Annotated in this window: 12 protein-coding genes; 10 read left to right on the top strand and 2 right to left on the bottom strand. The window is 65.9% G+C overall.

All coding sequences use genetic code 11. The annotated features are described in order from the left end of the window. Nucleotides 1-141 precede the first annotated feature (141 nt). From galE to tatC, 10 genes are all read left to right on the top strand, one after another. Nucleotides 142-1152 carry a UDP-glucose 4-epimerase GalE gene (gene galE, locus PO605_RS13920; protein WP_047217108.1) on the top strand — a complete coding sequence of 337 codons (1011 nt, stop codon included), beginning with the start codon at nt 142-144 and terminating at the stop codon, nt 1150-1152. A gap of 76 nt (nt 1153-1228) precedes the next feature. Continuing rightward, complete coding sequence (gene hisF, locus PO605_RS13915) at nt 1229-2029, top strand: imidazole glycerol phosphate synthase subunit HisF (protein WP_017406260.1); 801 nt, start codon at nt 1229-1231, stop codon at nt 2027-2029. A 245-nt stretch (nt 2030-2274) separates the two neighbouring features. Further along, nucleotides 2275-2673: a phosphoribosyl-AMP cyclohydrolase gene (gene hisI / locus PO605_RS13910; RefSeq protein WP_174538852.1), complete on the top strand. Its 399-nt coding sequence runs from the start codon at nt 2275-2277 to the stop codon at nt 2671-2673. Continuing rightward, nucleotides 2670-3083 (top strand): phosphoribosyl-ATP diphosphatase, encoded by a 414-nt coding sequence (locus PO605_RS13905; protein WP_047473622.1) that lies wholly within the window; start codon nt 2670-2672, stop codon nt 3081-3083. The genes hisI and PO605_RS13905 overlap by 4 nt, the downstream gene beginning before the upstream one ends. Beyond that, a complete protein-coding gene (locus PO605_RS13900) occupies nt 3080-3472 on the top strand; it encodes a DUF4870 family protein (RefSeq protein ID WP_047473621.1) in 393 nt (130 codons plus the stop codon). The genes PO605_RS13905 and PO605_RS13900 overlap by 4 nt, the downstream gene beginning before the upstream one ends. A 19-nt stretch (nt 3473-3491) precedes the next feature. Further along, complete coding sequence (locus tag PO605_RS13895) at nt 3492-4523, top strand: patatin-like phospholipase family protein (RefSeq protein WP_272206556.1); 1032 nt, start codon at nt 3492-3494, stop codon at nt 4521-4523. Nucleotides 4524-4565: 42 nt separating this feature from the next. Next, nucleotides 4566-4928: a histidine triad nucleotide-binding protein gene (locus PO605_RS13890; RefSeq protein ID WP_016445561.1), complete on the top strand. Its 363-nt coding sequence runs from the start codon at nt 4566-4568 to the stop codon at nt 4926-4928. Nucleotides 4929-5083: 155 nt separating this feature from the next. Next, complete coding sequence (tatA, locus tag PO605_RS13885) at nt 5084-5323, top strand: Sec-independent protein translocase subunit TatA (RefSeq protein ID WP_016445560.1); 240 nt, start codon at nt 5084-5086, stop codon at nt 5321-5323. A 21-nt stretch (nt 5324-5344) separates the two neighbouring features. Next, nucleotides 5345-5842 (top strand): Sec-independent protein translocase protein TatB, encoded by a 498-nt coding sequence (gene tatB / locus PO605_RS13880; RefSeq protein WP_012207353.1) that lies wholly within the window; start codon nt 5345-5347, stop codon nt 5840-5842. A gap of 150 nt (nt 5843-5992) precedes the next feature. Further along, nucleotides 5993-6817: a twin-arginine translocase subunit TatC gene (gene tatC / locus PO605_RS13875; RefSeq protein WP_272206555.1), complete on the top strand. Its 825-nt coding sequence runs from the start codon at nt 5993-5995 to the stop codon at nt 6815-6817. 218 nt (nt 6818-7035) lie between these two features. Here tatC and PO605_RS13870 read toward each other — a convergent pair whose 3' ends face one another. Both PO605_RS13870 and PO605_RS13865 read right to left on the bottom strand, forming a co-directional pair. After that, nucleotides 7036-8511 carry a glutamate synthase subunit beta gene (locus tag PO605_RS13870; RefSeq protein ID WP_016445557.1) on the bottom strand — a complete coding sequence of 492 codons (1476 nt, stop codon included), beginning with the start codon at nt 8509-8511 and terminating at the stop codon, nt 7036-7038. Nucleotides 8512-8580: 69 nt separating this feature from the next. Then, nucleotides 8581-13311, bottom strand: coding sequence for a glutamate synthase-related protein (locus tag PO605_RS13865; protein ID WP_272206554.1), 4731 nt, complete (start codon nt 13309-13311; stop codon nt 8581-8583). Nucleotides 13312-13332: the final 21 nt, after the last annotated feature.

The raw sequence follows: 13332 nt of genomic DNA, 5'->3' as shown, positions 1-13332 counted from the left end.
ACGAAAAGCGGGCCGAGCATAACGTTGTTTGTCTACAAATGTGTTTTCTCCCTACTTTTGTGCTCAGCCCACTTGAACCCGGGGAGAAGCTGGGTTATTGCGATACTAGGCACGCCAAAAAATCACCAATGAGAGGTATTCATGATCCTGGTCACAGGCGGCGCCGGCTTCATCGGCTCCCACACCTGCGTGGAGCTGGCCGCCGCAGGCGAGCCCTACCTGATCTACGACAACTTCAGCAACAGCAGCGCCGACGTGCTCGACCGCATGGAACGCATCACGGGCCGGCGCCCGCTGTGCGTGGAAGGCGATGTGCGCGACCGCGCCGCGCTGGACCGGCTGTTTGCCGAGCACTCCATCCGCGAGGTGATCCACTTCGCCGCACTCAAGGCCGTGGGCGAATCCGTGGCCCAGCCACTGCGCTACTACGAACACAACGTGGGCGGCACGGTCGCCCTGCTGCAGGCCATGCAGGCGGCGGGCGTGCACAGCCTGGTGTTCTCCTCCTCGGCCACGGTCTACGGCGACCCGGCCAGCCTGCCGATCCGCGAGGATTTCCCGCTGTCTGCCACCAACCCCTACGGCCGCAGCAAGCTGTGGATCGAGGAAATGCTGGCCGACCTGGACCGCGCCGAGCCCGGCCAGTGGCGCCTGGCACGGCTGCGCTACTTCAATCCCGTGGGCGCCCATGAAAGCGGCCTGATCGGCGAGGACCCGCGCGACATCCCCAACAACCTCATGCCCTATGTGTCGCAGGTCGCCATCGGCCAGCGCCAGCAGCTCAGTGTCTATGGGGATGACTACGCCACGCCGGACGGCACGGGCGTGCGCGACTACATCCACGTCACCGACCTGGCGCGCGGCCACCTGGCGGCGCTGCGCCATCTGCGTGAACAGCAAGGCCTGCTGACCGTGAACCTGGGCACGGGGCGCCCGGTCTCGGTGCTGGAGATGGTCAAGGCCTTCGAGCGCGCCAGCGGCCGCCCCGTGCCCTACCAGATCGTGGCGCGCCGCCCCGGCGACGTGGCCCAGTGCTGGGCCGACCCCGCCGAGGCCGAGCGCCTGCTGGGCTGGAAGGCCATGCTGGACCTGGACCGCATGTGCGAGGACGCATGGCGCTGGCAAAGCCAGGCCGCAGGTCTCAAGCGCTGAACCCCGCAGCGCCTGCGGGCGCCGAGGGCGTGGTATCTTTTCGCCCTTGTTTCACGCCCTAGCCACGAGTCTGCCCATGCTTGCCAAACGCATCATCCCCTGTCTTGACGTCACGGGAGGGCGCGTCGTCAAAGGCGTGAACTTCGTGGAGCTGCGCGATGCGGGCGACCCGGTGGAGATCGCCGCGCGCTACAACGCCCAGGGCGCGGACGAGCTGACCTTCCTGGACATCACGGCCACCAGCGATGGCCGAGACCTGATCCTGCCCATCATCGAATCGGTGGCCAGCCAGGTCTTCATTCCGCTGACCGTGGGCGGTGGCGTGCGCACCGTCGAGGACGTGCGCCGCCTGCTCAACGCGGGCGCCGACAAGACCAGCTTCAACTCGGCCGCCATCGCCAATCCCGATGTGATCAATGCCGCCTCCGACAAGTACGGCGCGCAGTGCATCGTCGTGGCCATCGACGCCAAGCGCCGCACCGCCGAAGACGAGCAGCGCATCGGCACCGACGGCCGCGCCGCCGGCCCCGGCTGGGATGTCTACAGCCACGGCGGACGCAAGAACACCGGCCTGGACGCCGTGCAGTGGGCCGCAGAAATGGCGCGCCGCGGCGCGGGCGAGATCCTGCTGACCAGCATGGACCGCGACGGCACCAAGTCCGGGTTCGACCTGAAGCTCACGCGCGCCGTCAGCGACGCCGTGCCCGTGCCCGTGATCGCCTCCGGCGGCGTGGGCTCGCTGGACGACCTGGCCGATGGCGTGACCCTGGGCGGCGCCGACGCCGTGCTGGCCGCCAGCATCTTCCACTATGGCGAATTCACCGTGGGCCAGGCCAAGCAGCGCATGGCCGAGCGCGGCGTGCCCGTGCGCCTCTGATACGGCGCGTCGGCGGACTCCTTCATTTCAGTTTTCCATGGCGCCCGCGCCGCCCACAACCCATGAAACCGGCGCGGCCCAAGGGACCAGGGACAGCGAGCAAGGGCCGCCCCGCAGCAAGGCTGTCGTCTCCCTCCCGCGCAGCGAGAGAGGGGGGAAGGCGCGAAGCGACTCAGGGGGTGTATTTTCAATCCAGGCAATTCCTGACAATGCTGTCACAGGGATTCCAACCCAGGATATTCACAATGCAGGCAATGAACTGGCTAGATCAAGTCAAATGGGATGCGCAGGGCCTGGTGCCCGTGATCGCGCAGGAAAAGGACACGGGCGACGTGCTGATGTTCGCCTGGATGAACCGCGAGGCCCTGGCCAAGACGGCCGAGCTGGGCCGCGCCGTCTACTTCAGCCGCTCGCGCAACAAGCTGTGGTTCAAGGGCGAGGAATCGGGCCACGTGCAGACCGTGCACGAGGTGCGCATCGACTGCGACAACGACGTGGTCCTGCTCAAGATCACCCAGACCGGCCACGAGCCCGGCATTGCCTGCCACACGGGGCGCCACAGCTGCTTCTACAGCGTGCTGCGCGATGGCCAGTGGCAGGCCGTCGATCCGGTCTTGAAAGACCCCGAATCGATCTACAAATGAATTCCACGAACATGAACGACACCACAAGCACTTCCTCGCAGGACGCCCTGGCGCGCCTGGCCGCCGTCATCGAAAGCCGCAAGCCCGCCAACGGCGGCGACCCCGACAAGAGCTACGTCGCCCGCCTGCTGCACAAGGGCCCGGATGCCTTTTTGAAGAAGATCGGCGAAGAGGCCACCGAAGTCGTCATGGCCGCCAAGGACGCAGACCATGGCGGGGACGCCGGCAAAATCCTCTACGAGGTGGCCGATCTGTGGTTCCATAGCATGATCGCCCTGGCCCACTATGGCCTGACGCCCGCCCAGGTCGTCGCCGAGCTGGAGCGCCGCGAAGGCACCAGCGGCATCGAGGAAAAGGCGCTGCGCAAGGCCCAGGAACGTGATGTGAACGAGAAAGGACCGCTGCCATGAATGACGATTACATCGAAGTCCGTGCCCTGGACCAGTCCCGCATCGAAGGCCTCAAGGCCTGGGGCTGGGTCAGCTACCTGCTGCACCTGGTGGTGGCCGTGGCCGCCGTCGTGCCCGGCGCCCAGCCCAGCATCGCGCTGCTGGTGATCGCCCTGATCATCGACCTGGTCAAGCGCGGCGACGCCGAAGGCAGCTGGATGGCCAACCATTTCTCGTGGCGCATCCGCAGCGTGGTCTGGGCCGGCATCCTGTACCTGGTCACGGCACCGCTGTGGCTGCTGTTCTTCGTGCCCGGCTGGATCGCCTGGACGGTGATCTCCATCTGGTTCCTGTACCGCATCGTGCGCGGCATGGTCGCCATGAACCGCAACCAGGCCGTGGACCGCTGAAGCCGCCGGCCCGCCCGCCATGTCCTCCACCCCGACCTGCAAGATCAACCTCGCCCTGCAGGGCGGGGGCTCGCACGGCGCCCTGACCTGGGGCGTGCTGGACGCACTGCTTGAAGACGGCAGCCTTGTCTTCGACGGCATCAGCGGCACCAGCGCCGGCGCCATGAATGCCGTGGCCCTGGCACAGGGCTTTGCCCAGGCCGCGCGCCAGGAAAGCGATCCTGTGGCCGCCCAGGCGCTGGGCGCCCAATTGGCCCGCGCCTCGCTGACCGAACTGTGGGAAGGCGTGGGCACCATGGGCAGCCTGATGTGGGGCGCGCCATTGCCGGGCAGCCCCTTCATGGGCGTGCTCAACCAGTTCTTCTCGCCCTACCAGACCAACCCGCTGGACATCAACCCGCTGCGCAAGCTGCTCGAACGGGTCGTGGATTTCGAGGCGCTGACGCATCCGCCCGTGGAGGGCGTGGTGCCCAAGGTCTTTGTCTGCGCCACCAATGTGCGCACGGGCCGGGGAAGCATCTTTTCGGGCAGAAGGCTCAGTGCCGACGCGGTCATGGCCTCGGCCTGCCTGCCCCAGCTGTTCAAGGCCGTGGAAATCGATGGCGAGCCTTACTGGGACGGCGGTTTCTCGGGCAATCCCGCCCTGTATCCCCTGATCTACGGCACGGCCTCCAGCGACATCCTGCTGGTGCAGATCAATCCCATCGAGCACACCGACCTGCCCAACACGGCGGCCGACATCATGGACCGCATGAACGAGGTCACCTTCAACGCCGGCCTGCTGTCCGAGCTGCGCGCCATCGAGTTCGTCAAGCGCCTGCTGGAGCAGGGCAAGCTGGACCCGGCACGCTACAAAAAGGTGCTGCTGCACCGCGTGGACGGCGGCGCGGTGCTCAAGGGCTACGGCGCCTCGACCAAGACGCGCTCCGACATGCGTTTCGTGCGCGAGCTGTTCGAACTGGGGCGCGAGCAAGGACAGCACTGGCTCCAGCAGCACCGCAGCGACATCGGCGTGCGCCAGACACTGCACATCAACGACAATTCACCCTGATTTTTCGATCCACCGCCAGCTTCCCAGGACTCCCGTAGCGCCATGCACGACCACGACCCGAACTGCCTGTTTTGCCGCATCATCAAAGGCGAGATCCCTTCCCGCAAGGTCTATGAGGACGATGAAGTCTTCGCCTTCCACGACATCCATCCCGGCGCGCCCATCCACTTTCTGATGGTGCCCAAGAAGCACATCCCCTCCATGGCCCAGGTCCAGGCCGACGACGCTGCGCTGCTGGGCCGCATGATGGTGCTGGCGCCCCGCCTGGCCGCCGAGCAAGGCTGCAATCCGTATCCCGATGGCGGTTTCCGTCTGGTGGTCAACACCGGCACCGAGGGCGGACAGGAAGTCCACCATCTGCACATCCATGTCATGGGCGGCCCCCGCCCCTGGCTGAAGGGCTGAAGCCTTTGCTGGACGCAGGCTTGCGCGCAAGATGGCCCGCCTCTTGCTTGCGGCTTCTGCGTACATGCGCCGGCCGAACGGCTTTTGTGGGGCCTTGCGAACTGCCGCCATGGCCCGGCGTCTAAAATGATCTGCAATTCTTAGGAGAGATTCTCATGGGCTCGTTTTCCATCTGGCATTGGCTGATCGTCCTGGCCATCGTGGTTCTGGTGTTCGGAACCAAGAAGCTGAAGAACATCGGTTCCGACCTTGGCGGTGCAGTCAAGGGCTTCAAGGACGGTGTGAAGGACGGCTCGACCTCCACCGACACCCCCGCAGCTGCCCCTGGCCAGGTTGCAGGCCAGACAGCCACCGACAAGGCCACCATCGACGTCGAAGCCAAGCAAAAGAGCTGATGCTCCGCACGCCAAGCCTCCATGTTTGATATCGGTCTGTCCAAGATGGCGCTGATCGGCGCCGTGGCTCTCGTGGTCATCGGCCCCGAGAAGCTGCCGCGCGTGGCGCGCACCGTCGGTACCCTGCTGGGCAAGGCCCAGCGCTACGTCTCCGATGTGAAGGCCGAGGTCAACCGTTCGATGGAACTCGACGAGTTGCGCAAGATGAAGGACACGGTGGAAGGCGCGGCGCGTGACGTCGAGCAGTCCATCCACACTTCGGCCGCCAATTTCGAGAAGGACTGGAACGAGTCCACGGCATCGCTCAACGGCACGTCTTCCTCGTACGACTCCTCTTCCTACGGCTCCGACAGCGATACGTACAGCGCCGTGGCGCCGGCCTACCGCCACCCGGGCAAGAACTGGCGCCTCAAGCGTGCCGCCGTGCCCCAGTGGTACAAGGCCCGTGCCGGCGTGCGCACCAAGGCGCAGTCGGGCGCGGCGCGCGTGGCGCGCTTTCGTCCCCAGAAGTCCCGCTGAAGATGCTGGCGCGCAGCGGGCCACGAGGCAACCGGCCCAGCCTCTGCCACCCGGGCACCCGCCATCGCCCCACCCTGCCCGATCCGTCGGGCTTTCTGCTTTTCATACCAGGTCCGTGGACGCCCTTGCGGCCCGCCGCGGTTTCGCACCATGTCCGACATTCCACCTAAAGACGACGAGCTGGCAGGCACCGAGCAGCCTTTCGTCCAGCACCTGATGGAGCTGCGCGACCGCCTGCTCTACTGCATCTACGGCATCGGTCTGGCGATCGCCGTGCTGGCCATATGGCCTGGCCCCAACGGGCTGATCGACTTCATCGCCCACCCGATCAAGGCCCACATGCCGCCCGATGCCAAGCTCATCGCAGTCGGCGTGTTCACCCCCTTCTTCGTGCCGCTCAAGGTACTGATGATGGTGGGCATCTTGGCCGTGCTGCCCTGGATCATGTACCAGATGTGGGCCTTCGTGGCGCCCGGCCTGTACAGCCATGAAAAGCGCTTTGCGCTGCCGCTGATCATCTTCGGCAGCCTGCTGGCCTATATCGGCATCGCCTTCGTGCAGTTCTTCGTGCTCGACAAGATGTTCGCCTTCATCCAGGGCTTCACCCCGGACAGCGTGGCGGCCACGCCGGACATTGCATCGTATGTGGAGGCCATCCTGTCGCTGTACCTGGCCTTTGGCCTGGCCTTCCAGGTGCCCATCGTGGTCATGCTGCTGGTGCGCTTCGGCCTGGTGGACATCGCCAAGCTCAAGTCCTTCCGCGGCTATTTCATCGTGGTGGCCTTCATCATCGCCGCCGTGGTCACGCCGCCCGACGTGATCTCCCAGCTGGCCCTGGCCGTGCCCATGTGCATTCTTTACGAGATCGGCATCCTGGGTGCCGGCTGGTTCAGCCGCGTCTCCAAGGCGCCGGAAGGAGAAGCCGAACCCGGCACCGCAGTGGACAAGCCCGCAGACGACAAGCCCGCGCAATAGTCCCCGCAGCACGAAAAGCAAAAAGCCCTTGGTTCATCACCAAGGGCTTTTTCTTTAGCCACCGTACTCTCTCATATCAGTCCGGAGCATTCGAAACTGGCGCACTTCAAACCCAGGGACAGCGAGCAAGGGCCGCCCCGCAGCAAGGCTGTCGTCCCCCTCCCTCGCGCAGCGAGTAGAGAGGGGGAAGGCGCGAAGCGACTCAGGGGGAGCCTACCTCACCGAGGCAGGTCGGACGTGCCCATGAGGAACTCGTCAATGGAGCGAGCGGCCTGGCGGCCTTCGCGGATGGCCCAGACCACCAGGGACTGGCCGCGGCGCACGTCGCCGGCGGCGAAGAGCTTGGGCACGCTGGTGGCGTAGCCGCCCGTGAAGTCGGTGGTGGCCTTGGCGTTGCCGCGTGCGTCCTTGTCCACGCCAAAGGCATCGAGCACGGCCTGCACGGGGCTGACGAAGCCCATGGCCAGCAGCACCAGGTCGGCCTTGAGCACCTGCTCGCTGCCGGGCACCTCGACCATCTTGCCGTCCTTCATTTCGATGCGCACGGTCTTGACGGCCGTGACCTGGCCCTTCTCGCCGATGAACTCCTTGGTGGCGATGGCGAACTCGCGCTCACAGCCTTCCTCGTGGCTGGAGCTGGTGCGCAGCTTGATCGGCCAGTAGGGCCAGACCAGGGGCTTGTTCTCCTGCTCGGGCGGCATGGGCATCAGCTCGAACTGGGTCACGCTGACGGCGCCGTGGCGGTTGCTGGTGCCCACGCAGTCGGAGCCCGTGTCGCCGCCACCGATGACGATGACATGCTTGCCATCGGCACGCAGCTGGCCCTTGAGCTTGTCGCCGGCATTGACCTTGTTTTGCTGCGGCAGGAACTCCATGGCGAAATGGATGCCCTTGAGTTCACGGCCGGGCACGGGCAGGTCGCGCGACTGCTCGGCACCGCCGGTCAGCAGCACGGCGTCGAACTCGGCCATGAGCTGCTCGGGGCTGACGGTTTCCTTGGCCCAGTTGGTGACCTTGGAGTCTTCGCCCAGGCCGTCCTTGCCCGCCACCAGCACGCCGGTGCGGATCTTGACGCCTTCGGCCACGAGCTGCTCGACACGGCGGTCGATGTGCGACTTCTCCATCTTGAAGTCGGGAATGCCGTAGCGCAGCAGGCCGCCGACGCGGTCGTTCTTCTCGAACAGCGTGACATCATGGCCGGCGCGGGCCAGCTGCTGCGAGGCCGCCAGGCCTGCGGGGCCGGCGCCGACCACGGCCACCTTCTTGCCGGTCTTGCGGCTGCTGGGCAGCGGCTTGACCCAGCCTTCGGCCCAGGCACGGTCGATGATGGCGTGCTCGATGGACTTGATGCCCACGGCGTCGTCGTTGATGTTCAGGGTGCAGGCGGCCTCACAGGGCGCGGGGCAGATGCGGCCCGTGAACTCGGGGAAGTTGTTGGTGCTGTGCAGCACGGCGCTGGCGCTCTTCCAGCCGCCGTGGAAGACCAGGTCGTTGAAGTCCGGAATGATGTTGTTGACCGGGCAGCCGTTGTTGCAGAACGGCGTGCCGCAGTCCATGCAGCGCGCGCCCTGGATCTTGGCCTGGCTGTCATCGAGGCCGATGACGAATTCCTTGTAGTGCTTCACGCGCTCGGCGACGGGCGCATAGCCCTCCTCGAGGCGCTCATATTCCATGAAGCCGGTGGTCTTTCCCATGATTCGTTGTCCTGATGTGTGGGGTGCAGGGATGGATGCGGGCTGCTGCCCGCATCCTTCGCTTCCTTGTTATTTGGCGGCCACCGCCTCCTTGGCGTGTTCCTCGACCTCGGGCGTGGCGGGCTCTTCCATCACCTGGCGCTCGTACATCTCGGACAGGGCACGCTTGTACTCGCTGGGGAAGACCTTGACGAACTTGGAGCGGGCCGCCGCCCAGTTGTCCAGCAGATCGCGGGCGCGCTTGGAGCCCGTCCAGCGGCTGTGCGCCTCGATCAGCGCGCGCAGCTGGCGCTCGTCGGTTTCGCGGCGGTGCCAGACGGCGGGCGAGACCTGGGCCAGGTGCTCGTCGTGGGGCAACACTTGGTCCAGCGAGACGGACGCCTTGTTGCAGCGCTCGGCGAAGCGGCCATCCTCGTCGTAGACATAGGCCACGCCGCCGCTCATGCCGGCGGCGAAGTTGCGGCCGGTCTTGCCCAGCACCACCACGGTGCCGCCGGTCATGTATTCGCAGCCGTGGTCGCCCACGCCTTCGACCACGGCGGTGGCGCCAGACAGGCGGACCGCGAAACGCTCGCCGGCCACGCCACCGAAGAAGGCCTCGCCGCTGGTGGCACCGAACATCACGGTGTTGCCCACGATGGTGTTGCTGGTGGTATCGCCACGGAACTCATGGCTGGCGTGCACCACCACGCGGCCGCCGGACAGGCCCTTGCCCGTGTAGTCGTTGGCGTCACCGCGCAGGTTCAGCGTGATGCCGTTGCACAGGAAGGCGCCGAAGGACTGGCCGCCAGTTCCCTCGAAGTGGATGCGGATGGTGTCATCGGGCAGACCTTCGGGATGCACGCGCGTCACGGCACCGGAGAGCATGGCGCCCACGGAGCGGTTGACGTTGCGCGCCACTTCCATGATGCGCACACGCTCGCCGTTCTCGATGGCGGGCTTGCAGCGCTCGATGAGCTTCACGTCCAGCGCCTTGTCCAGCAGGTGGTCCTGCTTTTCGACATGGAAGCGTGCCACGTCTGCGGGCACTTCGGGCTGGGCGAACAGGCGCGAGAAGTCCAGGCCCTGAGCCTTCCAGTGCTGCAGGCCCTTGCGGGTGTCCAGCAGGTCGGAGCGGCCGATCAGGTCGTCGAACTTCGCCACGCCGAGCTGGGCCATGATCTGGCGCACTTCCTCGGCGATGAAGAAGAAGTAGTTCACCACATGCTCGGGCTTGCCCGAGAACTTGGCGCGCAGCACCGGGTCCTGCGTGGCCACGCCCACGGGGCAGGTGTTCAGGTGGCACTTGCGCATCATGATGCAGCCCTCGACGACCAGGGGCGCCGTGGCGAAGCCGAACTCGTCGGCGCCCAGCAGCGCGCCGATGACGACGTCGCGGCCGGTCTTCATCTGGCCGTCGGCCTGCACGCGGATGCGGCCGCGCAGGCGGTTGAGCACCAGGGTCTGCTGGGTCTCGGCCAGGCCGATTTCCCAGGGCGAGCCCGCATGCTTGATGGACGACCAGGGCGATGCGCCCGTGCCGCCGTCATGGCCTGCGATGACCACGTGGTCGCTCTTGCACTTGGCCACGCCGGCCGCGATGGTGCCCACGCCCACTTCGGACACGAGCTTGACCGAGATGTCGGCGTGCGGCGCCACGTTCTTCAGGTCGTGGATCAGCTGGGCCAGATCCTCGATGGAGTAGATGTCGTGGTGGGGCGGGGGCGAGATCAGGCCGACGCCGGGCACGGAGTGGCGCAGCTTGCCGATGTAGTCGGACACCTTGCCGCCGGGCAGTTGGCCGCCCTCGCCGGGCTTGGCGCCCTGGGCCATCTTGATCTGCACCTGGTCCGAGGACGACAGGTACTCGGCCGTGACGCCGAAGCGGCCCGAGGCCACCTGCTTGATCCTGGAGCGCAGCGAGTCGCCGTCCTGCAGCTCGATGTCGGCCTCGACCTTGTCGGCGCCGATGATGGAGCCCAGGGTCTCGCCCTTCCTGATCGGGATGCCCTTGAGCTCGTTGCGGTAGCGCTGGGGATCTTCCCCGCCTTCGCCGGTGTTGCTCTTGCCGCCGATGCGGTTCATGGCCACTGCCAGCGTGGCATGGGCCTCGGTGCTGATGGAGCCCAGCGACATGGCGCCCGTGGCAAAGCGCTTGACGATCTCCTTGGCCGACTCGACCTGGTCCAGCGGGATGGCCTTGGCCGGGTCGACCTTGAACTCGAACAGGCCGCGCAGCGTCATGTGGCGCTTGCTCTGGTCGTTGATCAGCTGGGCGTATTCCTTGTACGTGCTCCAGTTGTTGGAGCGCGTGGAATGCTGCAGCTTGGCGATGGCGTCGGGCGACCACATGTGCTCTTCGCCACGGGCGCGCCAGGCGTATTCGCCACCGGCGTCCAGCATGGTCTCCAGCACGGGATCGTCACCGAAGGCCGCGCGGTGGTTGCGGATGGTTTCCTCGGCGATCTCGAAGACGCCGATGCCCTCGACGCGGCTGGCCGTGCCGGTGAAGTACTTGTCCACGGTGTCGCTGTTCAGGCCGATCACCTCGAACAGTTGGGCGCCGCAATAGGACATGTAGGTGGACACGCCCATCTTGGACATGATCTTGGACAGGCCCTTGCCGATGGCCTTGACGTAGTTGTAGATGGCCTTGTCGGCCGACAGGTCGCCACCCAGCTCCTTGTGCATGTCGGCCAGGGTTTCCATGGCCAGGTAGGGATGCACGGCCTCGGCGCCGTAGCCTGCCAGCACGGCGAAGTGGTGCACTTCGCGCGCCGTGCCCGTTTCCACGACCAGGCCGGCCGTGGTGCGCAGGCCCTCGCGCACCAGGTGCTGGTGGATGGCCGACAGCGCCAGCAGCGCGGGGATGGCCACCTGCGTGGCGCTCACATGGCGGTCGCTGATGATCAGGATGTTGGCGCCGCCCTTGATGGCGTCCACGGCCTGCGCGCACAGCGATGCCAGCTTGGCTTCCACGCCCTGCTTGCCCCAGGACAGCGGGTAGGTGATGTCGATCGTTGCGCTCTTGAACTTGCCCTGCGTGTGGCGTTCGATGTCGCGCAGCTTGGCCATGTCGGCGAAGTCCAGCACGGGCTGGTGCACTTCCAGGCGCATGGGCGGGTTGACCTGGTTGATGTCCAGCAGGTTGGGCTTGGGTCCGATGAAGGACACCAGCGACATCACGATGGCTTCGCGGATGGGGTCGATCGGCGGGTTGGTCACCTGCGCGAACATCTGGCGGAAGTAGTTGTACAGCGGCTTGTTCTTGTCCGACAGCACGGCCAGCGGGCTGTCGTTGCCCATGGAGCCGATGCCTTCCTCGCCGTTCTTGGCCATGGGGGCCAGCAGGAACTTGATGTCTTCCTGCGTGAAGCCGAAGGCCTGCTGGCGCTCGAGCAGCGGCAGGCTGGCGGCCTCGGGGCCGGCATGGGTGTCACCGCCCACGCTGCCCAGCTTGATGCGCAGGTTCTCGATCCACTGCTTGTAGGGCTTGGTGTTGACGATGTTGGCCTTGAGCTCGTCGTCCTCGATCAGGCGGCCCTGCTCCAGGTCGATCAGCAGCATCTTGCCGGGCTGCAGGCGCCACTTGCGCACGATGGCGCTGTCGGGCACGGGCAGCACGCCAGCTTCGGACGCCAGGATGACCAGGTCGTCATCGGTGATCACGTAGCGCGAGGGGCGCAGGCCGTTGCGGTCCAGCGTGGCGCCGATCTGGCGGCCGTCGGTGAACACGATGGAGGCCGGGCCGTCCCAGGGCTCCATCATGGCGGCGTGGTATTCATAGAAGGCGCGGCGGCGCTCGTCCATGGACTCGTGCTGTTCCCAGGGCTCGGGAATCATCATCATCACGGCCTGGCTGATGGGGTAGCCGGCCATGGTCAGCAGTTCCAGGCAGTTGTCGAACGTTGCCGTGTCGGACTGGCCGGCGAAGCTGATGGGATAGAGCTTCTTGAGGTCCTCGGCCAGCACGGGCGAGGCCATCACGCCTTCGCGCGCCAGCATCCAGTTGTAGTTGCCGCGCACGGTGTTGATTTCACCGTTGTGGGCCACGTAGCGGTAGGGGTGGGCCAGCGGCCACTCGGGGAAGGTGTTGGTCGAAAAGCGCTGGTGCACCAGGCCGATGGCCGAGACGCAGCGCTCGTCGGACAGGTCGTTGTAGTACACGCCCACCTGGTCGGCCAGCAGCAGGCCCTTGTAGACCACGGTGCGGCTGCTCATGCTGGGAACGTAGTATTCCTTGCTGTGCTTGAGCTTGAGGTTCTGGATGGCGGCGCTGGCCGTCTTGCGGATCACGTACAGCTTGCGCTCCAGCGCGTCCTGCACGATCACGTCCGCGCCGCGGCCGATGAAGACCTGGCGCAGGATGGGTTCCTTTTCCTGGACCGTGGGCGACATGGGCATGTCGCGGTTCACGGGCACATCGCGCCAGCCCAGCAGGACCTGGCCTTCGGCCTTGATGGCGCGTTCCATCTCCTGCTCGCAGGCCAGGCGCGAGGCGTGTTCCTTGGGCAGGAAGATCATGCCCACGCCGTACTCGCCCGCGGGCGGCAGGGCCACGCCCTGCTTTGCCATCTCTTCGCGGTAGAGCTGGTCGGGAATCTGGATCAGAATGCCCGCGCCATCGCCCATGAGCTTGTCGGCACCCACGGCACCGCGATGGTCGATGTTTTCGAGGATCTTGAGCGCGCCGGTGACGATGTCATGGCGCTTGACGCCCTTGATATGCGCAACAAAGCCGAGGCCGCAGGCGTCGTGCTCGTTGCTCTTGGAGTACAGACCGTGGTCTTGGAGATGCTTGATCTCGGCAGCCGTCGTCATGGCGGAATCCTCAAATTTTTC

This window comes from Delftia sp. DT-2 (assembly GCF_028401915.1).
In the GTDB taxonomy this organism is placed as follows: domain Bacteria; phylum Pseudomonadota; class Gammaproteobacteria; order Burkholderiales; family Burkholderiaceae_C; genus Comamonas; species Comamonas tsuruhatensis.
The sequence above is the reverse complement of the archived record's forward strand: the minus strand, read 5'-3'. Positions and strand labels throughout refer to the sequence as shown.

What these genes read in the sequence shown, in the direction of transcription:
- tatA (WP_016445560.1), top strand. Translation starts at nt 5,084, where the DNA reads ATGGGCTCGTTTTCCATCTGGCATTGGCTGATCGTCCTGGCCATCGTG.
- tatB (WP_012207353.1), top strand. Translation starts at nt 5,345, where the DNA reads ATGTTTGATATCGGTCTGTCCAAGATGGCGCTGATCGGCGCCGTGGCT.
- tatC (WP_272206555.1), top strand. Translation starts at nt 5,993, where the DNA reads ATGTCCGACATTCCACCTAAAGACGACGAGCTGGCAGGCACCGAGCAG.
- PO605_RS13900 (WP_047473621.1), top strand. Translation starts at nt 3,080, where the DNA reads ATGAATGACGATTACATCGAAGTCCGTGCCCTGGACCAGTCCCGCATC.
- PO605_RS13870 (WP_016445557.1), bottom strand. Translation starts at nt 8,511, where the DNA reads ATGGGAAAGACCACCGGCTTCATGGAATATGAGCGCCTCGAGGAGGGC.
- PO605_RS13895 (WP_272206556.1), top strand. Translation starts at nt 3,492, where the DNA reads ATGTCCTCCACCCCGACCTGCAAGATCAACCTCGCCCTGCAGGGCGGG.
- PO605_RS13890 (WP_016445561.1), top strand. Translation starts at nt 4,566, where the DNA reads ATGCACGACCACGACCCGAACTGCCTGTTTTGCCGCATCATCAAAGGC.
- hisI (WP_174538852.1), top strand. Translation starts at nt 2,275, where the DNA reads ATGCAGGCAATGAACTGGCTAGATCAAGTCAAATGGGATGCGCAGGGC.
- hisF (WP_017406260.1), top strand. Translation starts at nt 1,229, where the DNA reads ATGCTTGCCAAACGCATCATCCCCTGTCTTGACGTCACGGGAGGGCGC.
- PO605_RS13865 (WP_272206554.1), bottom strand. Translation starts at nt 13,311, where the DNA reads ATGACGACGGCTGCCGAGATCAAGCATCTCCAAGACCACGGTCTGTAC.
- galE (WP_047217108.1), top strand. Translation starts at nt 142, where the DNA reads ATGATCCTGGTCACAGGCGGCGCCGGCTTCATCGGCTCCCACACCTGC.
- PO605_RS13905 (WP_047473622.1), top strand. Translation starts at nt 2,670, where the DNA reads ATGAATTCCACGAACATGAACGACACCACAAGCACTTCCTCGCAGGAC.